Here is a 13,794-nt window from a genome sequence, read left to right as displayed (position 1 = left end):
AAATAGCCTTCAGAATATCATCCGTGATGATGGCGTGAGAAAATCATTAATTGGCAGCACTGCCCCAGTTTGTCAGCCGATAGGTAATCCAAATTGCTTTTAGCTGAATTTTCTCCGATCGCTCTCATCGCCACCACTCCCACGGGTGCAAAAATACTACAAGTTCTTTGCCAAAATCAGGCTGCAACCCTCTGGGTTGCAGAATCTTTAAGGAAAAATACTGTTGAAGAAAATATTCATGCGTCATTTTATACAGGTTATCTCAAAAATCATATAGCCAACCTGTGGCAGACACACTGCGCTTTTGTCTTTTGTTTGGCGACTGGTGCAGTGGTGCGACTGATTGCTCCTTTGTTACAACACAAATCTACCGATCCGGCAGTAGTGGTAGTGGATGAGACCGGACGTTTTGTAATTAGCTTGTGCAGCGGACATCAAGGTGGTGCAGATCAATTAGCGAGGTTGATAGCTTTACAACTTAATGCTACACCGATATTAACTGGTGCTTCCACTGGTTTGGGACTGCCAGCTGTAGATATGCTAGGCGTTCCCTTTGGTTGGCGTCGTGGTGAAGGTGACTGGACTGGCGTCAGTGCCGCTGTGGTACGCGGCGAAATTGTGCAAGTCTTTCAAGAAGCAGGTTCAACCCTGTGGCAAAACTATTTGCCTCCAAAACACCCTTTTGATTTCGGTGAATCTGCAACACCACAAGCAAAAATCTGGATTACATTCAAACTCTCCCACTCCCAGACGCGCCATGGCGCGTCTCTACATATCTCCCCCTCCTCCACTCTCCCACTCCCCGAAGTACACTGGCATCCACGCGTATTGTGGGTGGGAGTTGGTTGTGAGAGGGGAACTTCACGAGATTTGATAGCAGCGGCTATTCAGCAAGTATTCGCAGCGAATAACTTAGCAGAAAGTGCGATCGCAGGAATTGCCACTATCGACATTAAAGCTGATGAAGTTGGTTTGATGGAACTTTGCCAAGAACGACATTGGCCTTTAAAAACTTTCTCTTCAGAAATACTCCGCACAGTTTCCGTCCCTAACCCTTCCCAAGTTGTTGAACAAGAAGTAGGAACCCCCAGTGTTGGCGAAGCTGCGGCTTTATGTGCTGCTAAGTCTAAAACTCTACTAGTTCCCAAACAAATTTTTAAATCAAAAACATCAGCCAATAATGAAAATCTCTCCCCCTCCTTTACAGGTGCTGTGACTGTCGCAGTTGCCCAAGCAGAAAAAGAATACATCGGACGAACTGGAAAAATTTTACTTGTTGGTACTGGGCCCGGACACTTAGAACAAATGACACCAGCTGCCCAAATGGCAGTAAGCAGTGCAGATGCAGTTATTGGTTACAGTCTCTACATAGATTTGATTTCTCCCTTGTTGCAACCGGGACAGATAGTAGAATCTTTGCCAATTACTCAGGAACGCCAACGGGCGCAACGAGCGATTGAGTTAGCAAACTGGGGTTTAAGTGTAGCAGTTATTTCTTCCGGCGACTGTGGAATATATGGGATGGGAGGCTTGGTGCTGGAAGAGTTGCAAAGCCTCGGCTGGGATGGCAAAACTCCGAGTATCCAAATATTTCCGGGAATTTCCGCTTTGCAAGCTGCGGCATCGCGGGTAGGAACACCGTTGATGCATGACTTTTGTGCGATTAGCTTAAGCGATTTACTTACACCTTGGGAAGTGATCGAAAAACGTTTAGAAGCAGCAGCAGCAGCTGATTTTGTTACAGCTTTATATAATCCGCGATCGCAAACTCGTACCCAGCAGCTAATAATTGCTAGAGATATCTTTCTCAAGTATCGCCAACCCAGCACACCAGTAGCAGTAGTGCGATCGGCTTACCGTCAAGATGAGCAAATCACCCTCACCACTTTGGATAAATTGCTCGATACTACTGTCGATATGCTGACTACAGTATTAATTGGCAATTCGCATACCCGTACCTATGCAAATTGGATGATTACACCACGGGGATATTTGGGCTTTAGTGGTTAGTGACACCTCACCCCGCCCTAGCGGGCACCCCTCTCCTTGCTAAGGAGAGGGGATGGGGGTGAGGTTTGTATTTCACTGAATTGAAAATAGCTATAAATGAAAACCGCAGTCCTAATTAGCTGCAAACTTGTTGCAGTGTGGGAATAAAATCTGGATAAGAAATAGCGGCAGCTTCTGCACGCTGAATGGTGGTGGTATTGGTGGCAACTAGAGCTGCGATCGCCAAACTCATGGCGATACGATGGTCTGTATGGCTATCAACATCAGTACCCACTAGAGGAGTACCACCTGTAATTTCCATACCATCGGGTAGTTCTGTAACTTTTGCTCCCATTTTGTTGAGCTGCTGCGCCATAACTGCGATGCGATCGCTTTCTTTTACCCGCAATTCCGCAGCATCTTTAATTACAGTTGTTCCTTCGGCAAATACTGCTGCTACTGCCAAAATCGGAATTTCATCTATTAGTCTAGGTATGATATCGCCGGCAATAGTACTACTTTGCAGGCGACTAGAACGCACTCGCAAGTCTGCTACAGGTTCGCCAGCCACCTCTCGTTCATTTAAAAGCTGAATGTCTGCTCCCATCATTGCTAAAGCTTCTAAAATGCCCGTACGGGTAGGATTGACGCCGACATTCTCAATCACCAACTCGGAATCTGGTACAATTGCCCCAGCTACTAACCAAAAGGCGGCTGAACTGATATCACCAGGAACAATCACAGTTTGTCCGACTAGTTGAGCCGGGCCTGTAATCGTTACACTGTTGGTTTCTGGGTCAATATCTAGTTTTGCCCCAAATGCCCTTAGCATCCGTTCGCTGTGATCGCGGGAAAGGGCGGGTTCAGTGACGGTTGTTTGTCCCTCAGTCATTAAACCTGCCAGCAAAATGCAGGATTTAACTTGGGCGGAAGCGATGGGAGAATGGTAGTGAGTGGGTTTAAGAGCTTGTCCTTGAATTGCCAAAGGTGCTAAAGAGTTGCCTTTGCGTCCCCAAATTTCTGCCCCCATCTGTTGTAAAGGTTTAACCACACGAGACATAGGACGCGATCGCAAAGAACTATCGCCAGTAACAGTAAAAAAGCGTCCTGGATGGGACGCCAAAAGTCCTAGCATCAGTCGGATTGTCGTACCCGAGTTCCCTGCATTCAATACATCAACTGGTTCTTGCAAATTTCCCAGGCCGATACCTTTAACTCGTACCAATTCTGTATTCAATGGGGAAATTTCTGCCCCCATCGCTTGGAAACAACTAGCTGTGCTGCAAGGATCTTCACCTAGCAGTAGTCCTTGGATTTGGGTTTCACCTTGGGCGATCGCGCCTAACATCAGAGAACGGTGGGAAATAGATTTATCTCCTGGAACTCGGATGCGACCTCGTAAAGATAGCCCAGAAGCAGGCCGCTGAATTATTAAATTTTGAGAAACGTTTTCTTTAGTTTCTACGGTTATAACAGAAGGCGACATTAGGATAAACTGACTTGTGACTGTACCGGAAGTTGAATGCCAGCAAAGGCTTTCCGCCGCTACTAGTTACTTCCTCGCTAGTATCGTATCGCTTTCCGTTGTATGAAAATTACTCAAATACACCAAGACTCTGTCTGATGTCCACCTGTTGCTATTTTTCCCTTCTCTCACAAAAAGCCATGCTTAGCATCTGTTTATGGCAAGCTTTCTCCGAAAAATCAAAGAATATCACACATTGCACGCCTACAAATACTCTCACGTCTTTATAATGTAACCAGCGATTCTCTCAAGGCGTAAAGTGGTTTAGGCGCGATTCTGTGTACTCTGGTAACAAACTCTTTGTCACCGTGTAAAACATCATCAGGTAAAACTAACTGTAGAAAAACCCCGGTAGAGCTTTATAGACGGGTATTCTACCTGTTTTCAATCTGATTTGTCTAGCTTATCAAAACTGATCTACCTAAGCACTTGCTTATCCTCACCTGCCGATCTTCTGATCTTGGTTTCATTTCATTCCATAGCTTTTAGCCTTTATCGCTCCCATGCTGACTCACCACCGTAAGCCCGTGTGCCTATCATTGATTTCCACAGACTTGCCACTCTGGTCTGTTGTGGAAACTGCTGCGACACTGTATCAAAAAGACCGCGATCGCTTTCATTTACTGTTGACAGCACCGCCTGTAGAAAACAGTAAAGAGGCGTTAAACCCCAGTAGTCCCAGAGTCTTATGGCTAGAGATTTCCCCTTACCGGGTAACTATGACCATGCAAGGAAACACCCAGTTGAGTTATCGTCATTTTTGGGAACGGGGTGTTTATGGCGTCACTCGTTATTGGTTGCCTGCTGAATCACTGCAACCCAACCAGCCAATTCGCTTACGTAACTTTACCCGTAATCTGACACTGACAGGACATCCATTGCCAGAACATTTGCGGGTAGAATACGAATTATGGGCAGGAAAAGTCCAACTGGGATGCTACATTCTCAATTTGGAAATTCATCATTGATATGTAGTTAGTAGTTAGTAGTTAGTAGTTAGTAGTTAATTATTTCCCACTAACCACTAACCACTATCCACTAACCAAAATAACTAGGTTCGTTTCCTGGTTTCCACTTAATATTGCAACCAATACTCGGTTTTTGTTCTGAATTTACAGGTTTGCTCGCTAGCACCGCCTCAATCGCAGCGCGTAAATCTGCACCTGTTACTGGTTTATTATTACTAGGACGACTGTCATCTAATTGTCCACGATAAACGAGTTTGCGATCGCCATCAAATAAAAAGAAATCAGGTGTACAAGCTGCTGTATAAGCCTTGGCGGTTTCTTGACTTTCGTCATAGCACAGGGGAAATTTAAACCCAAGTTCATGTGCCATTGCCTTCAAAGCATCTGGGGCATCATCTGGGTAGTTGCTAGCATCGTTGGCACTGATCGCAACAATTCCTAAATCACTTTGTGAGTAATCTTTTCCTAACTTTGCTAGTTCTTGTTGAACGTGCTTCACAAAAGGACAATGCCGACAAATAAACATGACTAGCAGTGCTTTTTTATCGGCAAATTTAGAAAGTGAAATCATCTCGCCAGATACTACATCCAGTAGATGAAAATCTGGTGCATTAGTCCCTAGGGGTAACATTGTTGAAGCAGTTAAAGCCATATTTCACCTGAAAATATTACCTGGAAAATTACTTGTTATCACTTGTCTTTAATATATCAATTTTTAGTGCTTGATTAAACACATTATTTCTCTCTCATCTATGAATTATGCTGACTCTGCGGTTAATTATCAATATTATTTTTCCTAAAAAATAGAGTTTGACATTTAACGAGAATTACGAGACAGGGGCTGATTTAAACCTCGCTGTGGTGGAGATACTTTATTTCGCATAATCAGCAAAGGTAGACTGAAAAATCCAAATACCACTACTATTCCAGCTATAATCCAAACCGTCCACCGAATAGGTTGATAATCGCCACTTTCAATTTGCCAGAAAACTTGGTTATATCGCCAGGCTGCAAAAACGATAGTAACAATACCAAAAATTACTAAACTAACACCTAAAGTTTCCGAGTTAAAAAAAGGATGTGGCGGCATTTCCTGTTGCGTTAGGGTAAAACTTAACTGGCGCATAAACAAACCAAACCGAGCAATAGCAAAACCAAAACCAATTAATGCTATTGAAGTTCTTAACCAAGCCAAAAATGTACGCTCATTCGCCTGATGCTCCCTTTGACGGTCAATTTTGGGCGTTTTGCTCATGATTAGCTTTGCTACCCTCTCATCCACAAGAAAACACTATCACTATATCTATTGAGTTTAAAGAAATACTCCCTCAAACGGATAGCTTTTATAGATTTCTAGTGCTTTTCGTTTGAATGAGGTACACGGGTCACGGGTAGGAGCAATTCATGAATTGCCCCTACCACACGACTTGCAGTAGAAAAGACCAAACATTTCAATAGATGTTGAGATTGAAAATAAAAAATGTAGAGATGCAACATTTTTGCGTCTCTACATCTACTAAAACAGCCGTCAGTGATGTTAAAGCTCAATTTTTACAGGTTTCCAAAAAGACCAAAAATGCCGTGTCCAGTAAATACTTCTAATGCAATCAAAGACACAAAGCCTATCATTGCTAAACGACCATTGAGCAATTCGGCGTAGGGAGTAAAGCCAGTGCGATCGCCTTGCTCATCTACATAAACCCTTGGCTCGATCGCAAAATTGTTCATCTTGCCCTGATCGTCAACAATTGCACCGTTTGTACGCATGGATATTTCCTAATGAATGAGATAATTGCATCTATGTAAATAATTGTAACGATAAAGTTAAATTTTGTAAAGCAAATAAGATGTGTAATAAGGGCGATCGCATTTATCTAGGTCTAAATTTGTATACGCTTGACCAATAAAGACCATTTCTCCAATAATTGCCAGGATTTAACATCATTTACCTTGTTAAGCTCCTTAGCAGACCTTGCGTAAACGTTACTGGTTGTGGTGTGATTATAATTTGGTAATTTTTTTTGACTTTAAGTCAAGCAATAACAGCAGTGGGTAAAGTGACCCAATTTCAGTACACGGCGCTGTATAAGCCCAACCAACTCATCTACGGTTCAGGACAGACAGCAGTAATTACAGGATGGACGGTAAAACAGGCCATAGCCAAACACCTTCAGCCACGAGAGTATGCTGTAATTGGTCAGCTATATTCACCTACAAGGGGAATAAATTTATTAATTCGCAATTTACTGAATAACCCCCACGTTCGTTTTTTAGTTGTTCTCAACGCTACAAAAGAAGACAAAAACGCGGGTGCTGGGACTTGTTTGTTGGACTTTTTTAATCATGGCTTTGAGAAAGGAGTGTGTGATACCGGGCGATTTTGTTGGAGAATTCGCTCTAGCATTCCTGGATATATTGATGAAGTAATTCCAGCCAATGTCCTACAAAAATTGCGGGAATGTATAGAAATTAAAGAAGCAAAATCAATCGCGGAAGCTTGTGATTTTGTGAGGACTTTTGCAAAGCAAGAACCTCTTGAATCTTGGGGGGAAGAAAAAGAATATCCCATGCCAAAGGCTGAACCAACTATTTTACCTGGAGAACGTTATGGACATCGCATAGAAGGTAAAACCATCGCTGAAACTTGGGTAAAAATAATCCATCGCATTAAAACAACTGGAACAATTCGACCTACTGGTTATGATGGGCAATGGCAAGAATTAATTGATTTAGTGGCAATTGTCACGGAGGAACCAGAAGATTTTTATTTTCCAGAACCGAACTATTTGCCCATTGACCGCAGTTTTTTACAAGAATATATTTCCCAAGTTTTAGATGATTCGCCGACACAAGAAGGAGTGAAATATACATACGGTCAAAGGTTACGTTCTTGGTTCGGACGTGACCAAATTGAACAAGTTATTTCACGCTTAGTACAAGATATTGATTCAGCCAGAGCGGTAATGTCTTTATGGGATGTTAGTAAGGATGGTAACGACAGTCCACCTTGCTTGAATCATATTTGGGTAAGAATAGTAGATAATGAGTTATCTTTAACGGCGACTTTTCGCAGCAATGACATGTTTTCTGCCTGGCCCGCTAATGCAATGGGATTAAGGGCTTTGCAACGACATATTCGAGATGAAATCATACAAAGGTTTTATCATCAATTGAAAATAGGGCCATTAATTACCATTAGTCAAAGCGCCCATATTTATGATGACTGTTGGGAAAATGCAGAAAAACTGATTCAATCTCAATATCCTCAAATTTATCAGCAAAGAGATTACGCCGATCCGGCAGGCAGTTTTGTCATTATCGTACAAGATAATCAAATTTTAGTAGAACATATGACTCCTGGTTCAGGAGAAATAGTTAACTATTATTCAGGTAAATCTGCAAAAAAACTATATCAGCAAATAGCAGCAGATTGTCCTGGCTTGCAAGTTGAACATGCAATGTATTTGGGCACGGAATTACAAAAAGCAGAAATTGCTTTGTCAATGAAAAAAGAATTTATTTACGAGCAAGATAAACCATTAAATATTGAGTTTGTAGATACAAGGGTGCGTTAGTGAAAATGTAACGCACCTTACGGACTAGACTTTAGCAAGAGTCACTTTTTCTTGCTGATCCTGATATTTACCCTGACGTGCCTCGTAACTAATAGCGCAGGGTTCACCTTCTAAAAAGAGCAATTGTACTACACCTTCGTTGGCGTAAATACGACAATCAGCACTGGAAGAGTTAGAAAATTCTAAGGTTAGATGACCGCGCCACGCAGCCTCAGCAGGTGTGAGGTTGGCTATTATACCACATCTTGCATATGTACTTTTACCTATACAAATTACAGTCATATTGTCTGGAACTTCCAATCTTTCCAAGGCAACTCCCAAACCATAGGAGTGCGCTGGCAGGATAAAGTAACTGCCATGTGCATCTGTTTTTAGTGGTGTCGGTTCTAGATTGTGAGGATTAAAGTTTTTGGGATCAACTACAGTTCCAGGAATGTGGCGAAAAATCCGGAACTCGACTGGCGAAAGCCGTATGTCATAGCCATAAGAAGACAAACCATAGCTAATCACATGGCTTAAGGTCTGAGTCTCATTGTTTTTAATTTCTCGAATCAGACTTGGCTCAAAGGGAGTAATCATACCCTTCTGGGCCATTTGAGAAATCCAAATATCGTTCTTAATCACAAGTTGATAGTAATCAAAATCAAATAAATAGGATACCTTGAATGCTGGCGATCGCAAAGCAGTAGAGCGCATTCAGAAACACTAACACGCCCTGATGGTTGAAGATTTTTAATTCAAAATCACTTAAGGTTGATGACTGCGACGAATATCCGTGATTTGATCTGCTATATCTAGAATCGATTTTGGCATGTCTGGCCCTGTGAGAATGATATCGATATGAGAGGGACGTTTTGCCAGAAATGCTAAAACCTCTGCTTCAGGAATCAAGCCAAAGTTAATCGCTAAACTTAATTCATCTAATACAACGAGAGAATACTTAGCCTCACATACAACCTTTTGTGTATGTTGCCACAACTTTTGTAGAGCTTGAGCTTCGGATTCGTCGAGGTGTGGTGTATCAATACAACGAGGCAAATCGCAGCGAATCCAATCTAAATTTTGTCCTAACCGAATGGGATGTTCGTGCCCTTGACGGATGCCTCCTTTGAGGAATTGCACTACTAGCACTGGCGTACCCTGACCGGCAATTCTCAGTGCCTGAGCCATAACGCTAGTAAAAAAGTTACGATGAGCACTAGTGAAAACTTGTACGAGACCCTCTACAGCATATGGTAAGCTAAGGGTCGAATTTCCGCTTGGGGTTTCTAGCTGGGCAACCATAGATAAATGTTCAAAAAGTTACAACAAATTAAAGCGCTTTTTCTGAGGTTAGTTTTGGTAAACCTGCTTGTATAATCAAGCTATTTTTAAGAATGTGTAGTGGATTTTGCAATTTGCATTCTTAGTCAAACACTACGTTTGTACTGAAGTCAAGAGCTATTGCGTTTTCAATTTTTCATCTTGCTTCTACAATTGATGGTCAAAATTAAAACACCTAACTGGAAGCTTAAATCCCGGAAACACCTGAGATCGGGCTGTAAGATTCTGAAAAACTTCTGAAATGTCCGGATGTGAAATTTACCTTTTGTTTGTCAAAACAGATTAAGACAGTAGTGAAATTGACAGAGATACTAGGAGTGAATTGTTGTGAGATTGGTCATTCTGGGAGGTTCAGGAGCAGGAAAAAGTACTCAAGCACAAAGGCTTAGCGAACATTTTGATATTCCTCTGATTGCCACAGGGGAAATTTTGCGCCAAGCAATAGCGAAATTAACTGACTGGGGACGTCTCACTCAACCATACGTGCAAACAGGGGAATTAGTTCCAGACGAAATAATTATTGAATTCATCCTAGCTCGGCTGAAGCAGCCTAATGTCAACCGTGGTTGGGTGTTAGAAGGTTATCCCCGTACTGCTTTTCAAGCAGAAGAACTGGATTTTTTGTTAGATGACCTAGGACAAGATTTAAACTGGGCAATTTATTTACAAGTACCACATGCGGTTATGGTCAGCCGTGCTTTAGGTCGTTCTCTTCCTGATGACCAACCAGAAATTGTACAGCGCCGCGTCGAATTATTCTACGATCGCACTATTCCCATACTGGAATATTACGATCGCCGCCGCCGCTTATTGACGATTAATGGCGATCAGTCACCAGAAATGGTGCAGCACTGTATTATTAATCTCGTCTCTGTTGCTTAACAGTCTATAGAACTTTTCCTCAGTCCCCAGTCCCTAGTCCCTAAATTCTTAACATAGTTGTTTAAAAATACCGAAACCTCAAACTGAAAGGATAATCTGAAGGCAGTATCCTAATATTAAAATTTTGAGGCTACTCCAATGGCTTGGCAGCGTCCAGACGGTCGGCAACCTTATCAACTCCGTCCCGTTAGCTTTCAGCAAAATTTTACTCGCTTTGCTCCTGGTTCGGTTCTCACAATCTGCGGTGAAACAAAAGTACTGTGTACCGTGAGCGTAGCTGAAGGAGTCCCCAAATTTCTAGCTGGTACTGGTAAAGGTTGGCTAACCGCTGAGTACCGAATGTTACCAACTGCCACTCAACAACGGCAAGAACGAGAATTTTTGAAATTATCTGGCCGGACTCAAGAAATTCAGCGTTTAATTGGACGCAGCTTACGGGCAGCAGTAGATTTGGATGCCTTGGGAGAACGCACGCTGAATGTAGATGCAGATGTGCTACAAGCAGACGCAGGTACAAGAACAGCAGCGATCACAGGCGGGTTTGTAGCGTTAGCAGATGCGATTTCCAAATTGATGCAGCAGGGAGATTTAGAGCGATCGCCCCTAGTTGGACAAGTAGCAGCTGTTTCCGTCGGATTACTACAGGGAGAGGCTTTCCTAGATTTGAACTACATTGAAGATGTTGCCGCTACAGTAGATTTCAATGTGGTGATGAATCAAGATTTAGAGATTATTGAAGTCCAGGGAACAGCCGAAGAAGGCAGTTTTAGCCGTGCCCAGTTGAATCAACTGTTAGATTTCGCAGAAAAAGGAATTCAGAAATTGTTAATTGCCCAACAGGAAGCGATCGCTCCGATGAAAATAGAGTAAAGGAGAAAGGGGAAAGGGGAAAGGAAAGATTTATTTTCATCCGTGGTAGCGATGATTCGATCATGATGCTTAACTGAGATCAACTGTATCAGGGCTAACAGAAAGCAGCAGGAAGAATGTTACTGATGATTTTTATTAAGATTTGGCGAAATTTTATTACTTTGCCGTATCTGTGTTGAATAAACAAATTGTTGATGTTAAAAGTTTCAGAAGGTCAAAACAGGATTAGTTATAAGTTCGATATGGTAATGCTGGAAGTCGCCAATATCATGAGGAAGCGATGAACAGAAAGGTTGAAATTCTACCGGATCAGGCAGCGCTGATTGCGCGAGCAAAAGAATTGATTCTCTCAAAAATTAACGCTGCGATTGAACAGCGGGGGAGATTTACCATCGCCCTTTCTGGCGGCAGCACACCCAAGCCGTTATACGAAGCGATCGCCACAGAAAATCTACCTTGGGATAAAATTCATGTATTTTGGGGAGATGAGCGTTACGTTCCATCCGATCATCCAGATAGCAATGAAGGCATGGCGCGTCGTACATGGTTAGATCGCGTGGATATACCAGCGGCTAATATTCACCCAATGCCCACTACCGAAGGCGATCCAGCAGTATCTGCGGCTAAGTACGAACAGGAACTGCAAGAATTTTTTCATTGTTCGCCGGGTGAGTTTCCTGCTTTAGATGTGATGTTGCAAGGAATGGGTGATGATGGTCACACTGCTTCTTTGTTTCCCCACACAGAAGCTTTAAAAGTAAGCGATCGCTTAGTTACAGTAGGTAACAAAGACGGAAACCCACGTATCACCTTTACATATCCATTCATTAACGCAGCAAGGTGCGTTATTTTTGTAGTGGCTGGTGCCAACAAAAAACCAGCCTTAGCTCAAGTTTTCGCACTCCAAGCAGATAGTTTCACTTACCCATCCCGCTTAATTCAACCCCAAGGAGAACTTTGGTGGCTGTTGGATGCAGCGGCGGGTGATGAACTTAAATAAGTGATGAAGGAAGAAAGAAGAAGTATGTAGACGCCTGTCAAGGCGTCTTTCCGCAGAGTAGGGTAGAGTATGAACGATGAAATATTAAAGTGTAAATTTTTCATCTTTTAACCTTCTACCTTCTGCTTTCTGCCTTCATAAATAGTAATTGCTAAGATCGGAAGCTAGAGTTTGCCCCTCTGCTTGCCAGCACTATTGTATGATGACCTAGAACAAAGGTTAAATTCCATGATCGTCTGCCCAAACTGCAATCACCACAACCCTGATGGCGCTACCCAGTGTGAAGCTTGCTATACCCCGTTACCAGCGACTACTACCTGTCCTAGTTGTGGGGCAACCGTGCAGGCAGATGCTTCTTTTTGCGGACAGTGTGGCTACCACCTGCGTACAGGTACGCCAATACCAGTAGCAGCAACCGTAGCACCGGACATCCCTCTAGAAGTAGAACCTTTAGTAAATCCTGACCCACTTGTACAACAACAAACAGTATCGATGAGTGGATCTACCAGTTATACTGCGCCTGACTCTTCACCTTTACCACCAACAGCAGTAGCAGCTCCTTCAGAAAATGAAATTCCGGAACCACCTGCCGCCCCAGCTCCAATTTTTACTGCTGAGGAAACAGGCCCGTCTCCAGCCCCGATACCACCAGTGCCACCGCCACCACCAACTGTCGCAGCCCCGCCTATAACTGCTGAAGAAGAAAGTCCGGCACCAGAACCACAGCCCACACCAGAACCGAAAGTAGAACCACCACAGCCCGCACCATCACAGCCCACACCACCAGTCACTGCTGCTAGAACGCAATTACAGCAGGTAACTGCGCGGCTTGTTCATGTCCAAACCGACAGACAAATTGAATTGCCACAGAATCTTTCTGTCATTCATATTGGTAAGCCCAATGACCGTATTCCCCCGGATGTGGATGTTTCTGGATTCCCCAATTCAGAAATTGTTTCGCGGATTCATGCAGATATTCGTGTGGAGGGAGACGCTTACTATATTGAAGATGTAGGTAGTTCTAACGGTACTTACATCAATAATTTGCCACTATTGCCAGGAAACCGACATCGTTTAAGACCAGGCGATCGCATTAGCCTGGGTAAGGGAGATTTGGTAACATTCCTGTTTCAATTCTCTTAGGTATTCAGTTATAGTGGAGGGAATTGATACAAGCCTCGCGCGTGATTACACTTACCCTCCTGCACCCACTACAATCCATTCCAGCTCAAAGTTGGACTTTTGCAGACGACGAACCAGTCATTCGCATTGGACGAGCGGCGGATAACCATGTTGTTCTTTATAGTGCTGTGGTTTCCCGCCTTCACATCGAAATACGACGAATAGATCGTGGCTGGGAAGTTGTGAACTTAGGTGCAAATGGAACTTATGTAGATGGAGAAGCGATTGTGCAAATACTGGTTACAGATGGAGTCATTCTCCGCTTAGCTCGCTCTGGGCCACAAATTCAAATTCATCTCGGAGTATCGACTGCACTGCTAGTCACCTCGCGGCGTTGCTCAGCAACAATGGTAAATGGAGGAGCGCATGCAGATGTTTCCTCACTTCAGCGGAGTAGCGTAGTGGTAAGTGGGGAAAAAGACACAGAAATTGGAGAATGAGAAATATAGTAAAGTAGAAACTGATTCCCTTTCCCCTTAT

The 13,794-nt window shown here is 43.2% G+C and carries 14 protein-coding genes; 8 read left to right on the top strand and 6 right to left on the bottom strand.

All coding sequences use genetic code 11. The features are described 5' to 3' along the window. Positions 1–93: 93 nt before the first annotated feature. A complete protein-coding gene (gene cobJ / locus FIS9605_RS37440; RefSeq protein WP_051470068.1) occupies positions 94–2,010 on the top strand; it encodes a precorrin-3B C(17)-methyltransferase in 1,917 nt (638 codons plus the stop codon). 115 nt (positions 2,011–2,125) lie between these two features. Here cobJ and aroA read toward each other — a convergent pair whose 3' ends face one another. Then, the gene (aroA, locus tag FIS9605_RS0118835; RefSeq protein WP_026733993.1) at positions 2,126–3,475 is read right to left on the bottom strand and encodes a 3-phosphoshikimate 1-carboxyvinyltransferase; all 1,350 of its coding nucleotides are present in this window, start codon (positions 3,473–3,475) and stop codon (positions 2,126–2,128) included. 542 nt (positions 3,476–4,017) lie between these two features. On the opposite strand from aroA, the gene FIS9605_RS0118830 reads away from it, so the two are divergent. Further along, the gene (locus FIS9605_RS0118830; protein ID WP_026733992.1) at positions 4,018–4,482 is read left to right on the top strand and encodes a hypothetical protein; all 465 of its coding nucleotides are present in this window, start codon (positions 4,018–4,020) and stop codon (positions 4,480–4,482) included. 70 nt (positions 4,483–4,552) lie between these two features. On the opposite strand, the gene FIS9605_RS0118825 is transcribed toward FIS9605_RS0118830, so the two are convergent. From FIS9605_RS0118825 to FIS9605_RS0118815, 3 genes are all read right to left on the bottom strand, one after another. After that, entirely contained in the window at positions 4,553–5,134 is a 582-nt protein-coding gene (locus tag FIS9605_RS0118825; protein WP_026733991.1) for a thioredoxin family protein, read from the bottom strand. A gap of 165 nt (positions 5,135–5,299) precedes the next feature. Further along, on the bottom strand, positions 5,300–5,737 hold the full coding sequence (locus FIS9605_RS0118820; RefSeq protein WP_026733990.1) for a YidH family protein: 438 nt from the start codon (positions 5,735–5,737) through the stop codon (positions 5,300–5,302). 296 nt (positions 5,738–6,033) lie between these two features. Then, a complete protein-coding gene (locus FIS9605_RS0118815; RefSeq protein ID WP_026733989.1) occupies positions 6,034–6,249 on the bottom strand; it encodes a chlorophyll a/b-binding protein in 216 nt (71 codons plus the stop codon). Between the two features lie 272 nt (positions 6,250–6,521). On the opposite strand from FIS9605_RS0118815, the gene FIS9605_RS0118810 reads away from it, so the two are divergent. Further along, positions 6,522–8,057, top strand: coding sequence for a thymidylate synthase (locus FIS9605_RS0118810; protein ID WP_026733988.1), 1,536 nt, complete (start codon positions 6,522–6,524; stop codon positions 8,055–8,057). Positions 8,058–8,081: 24 nt separating this feature from the next. Here the strand turns inward: FIS9605_RS0118810 and dcd are convergent, their stop codons facing one another. Both dcd and FIS9605_RS0118800 read right to left on the bottom strand, forming a co-directional pair. Beyond that, positions 8,082–8,681, bottom strand: coding sequence for a dCTP deaminase (gene dcd / locus FIS9605_RS0118805; RefSeq protein WP_026733987.1), 600 nt, complete (start codon positions 8,679–8,681; stop codon positions 8,082–8,084). Positions 8,682–8,804: 123 nt separating this feature from the next. Beyond that, complete coding sequence (locus tag FIS9605_RS0118800) at positions 8,805–9,341, bottom strand: P-loop NTPase family protein (RefSeq protein WP_026733986.1); 537 nt, start codon at positions 9,339–9,341, stop codon at positions 8,805–8,807. Positions 9,342–9,707: 366 nt separating this feature from the next. Here FIS9605_RS0118800 and FIS9605_RS0118795 point away from each other — a divergent pair, with 366 nt between their 5' ends. The 5 genes from FIS9605_RS0118795 to FIS9605_RS37435 all read left to right on the top strand — a co-directional run bounded on the left by FIS9605_RS0118795 (position 9,708) and on the right by FIS9605_RS37435 (position 13,754). Continuing rightward, positions 9,708–10,262: an adenylate kinase family protein gene (locus tag FIS9605_RS0118795; RefSeq protein WP_026733985.1), complete on the top strand. Its 555-nt coding sequence runs from the start codon at positions 9,708–9,710 to the stop codon at positions 10,260–10,262. A 138-nt stretch (positions 10,263–10,400) separates the two neighbouring features. Continuing rightward, on the top strand, positions 10,401–11,132 hold the full coding sequence (gene rph / locus FIS9605_RS0118790) for a ribonuclease PH (RefSeq protein WP_026733984.1): 732 nt from the start codon (positions 10,401–10,403) through the stop codon (positions 11,130–11,132). A gap of 280 nt (positions 11,133–11,412) precedes the next feature. Next, on the top strand, positions 11,413–12,132 hold the full coding sequence (gene pgl, locus FIS9605_RS0118780) for a 6-phosphogluconolactonase (protein WP_026733983.1): 720 nt from the start codon (positions 11,413–11,415) through the stop codon (positions 12,130–12,132). A gap of 228 nt (positions 12,133–12,360) precedes the next feature. Then, positions 12,361–13,275, top strand: a complete 915-nt coding sequence (locus FIS9605_RS0118775; protein WP_026733982.1) for an FHA domain-containing protein — start codon at positions 12,361–12,363, stop codon at positions 13,273–13,275. A 41-nt stretch (positions 13,276–13,316) separates the two neighbouring features. Continuing rightward, positions 13,317–13,754 carry an FHA domain-containing protein gene (locus tag FIS9605_RS37435; protein ID WP_082209804.1) on the top strand — a complete coding sequence of 146 codons (438 nt, stop codon included), beginning with the start codon at positions 13,317–13,319 and terminating at the stop codon, positions 13,752–13,754. Positions 13,755–13,794 lie beyond the last annotated feature (40 nt).

The sequence above is a fragment of the Fischerella sp. PCC 9605 genome (assembly GCF_000517105.1).
Lineage (GTDB): Bacteria > Cyanobacteriota > Cyanobacteriia > Cyanobacteriales > Nostocaceae > PCC9605.
The sequence above is the reverse complement of the archived record's forward strand: the minus strand, read 5'-3'. Positions and strand labels throughout refer to the sequence as shown.

Coding starts and splice junctions, on each gene's coding strand:
- aroA (WP_026733993.1), bottom strand. CDS start 3,475: ATGTCGCCTTCTGTTATAACCGTAGAAACTAAAGAAAACGTTTCTCAA.
- FIS9605_RS0118830 (WP_026733992.1), top strand. CDS start 4,018: ATGCTGACTCACCACCGTAAGCCCGTGTGCCTATCATTGATTTCCACA.
- FIS9605_RS0118825 (WP_026733991.1), bottom strand. CDS start 5,134: ATGGCTTTAACTGCTTCAACAATGTTACCCCTAGGGACTAATGCACCA.
- FIS9605_RS0118820 (WP_026733990.1), bottom strand. CDS start 5,737: ATGAGCAAAACGCCCAAAATTGACCGTCAAAGGGAGCATCAGGCGAAT.
- FIS9605_RS0118815 (WP_026733989.1), bottom strand. CDS start 6,249: ATGCGTACAAACGGTGCAATTGTTGACGATCAGGGCAAGATGAACAAT.
- FIS9605_RS0118800 (WP_026733986.1), bottom strand. CDS start 9,341: ATGGTTGCCCAGCTAGAAACCCCAAGCGGAAATTCGACCCTTAGCTTA.
- rph (WP_026733984.1), top strand. CDS start 10,401: ATGGCTTGGCAGCGTCCAGACGGTCGGCAACCTTATCAACTCCGTCCC.
- pgl (WP_026733983.1), top strand. CDS start 11,413: ATGAACAGAAAGGTTGAAATTCTACCGGATCAGGCAGCGCTGATTGCG.
- FIS9605_RS0118775 (WP_026733982.1), top strand. CDS start 12,361: ATGATCGTCTGCCCAAACTGCAATCACCACAACCCTGATGGCGCTACC.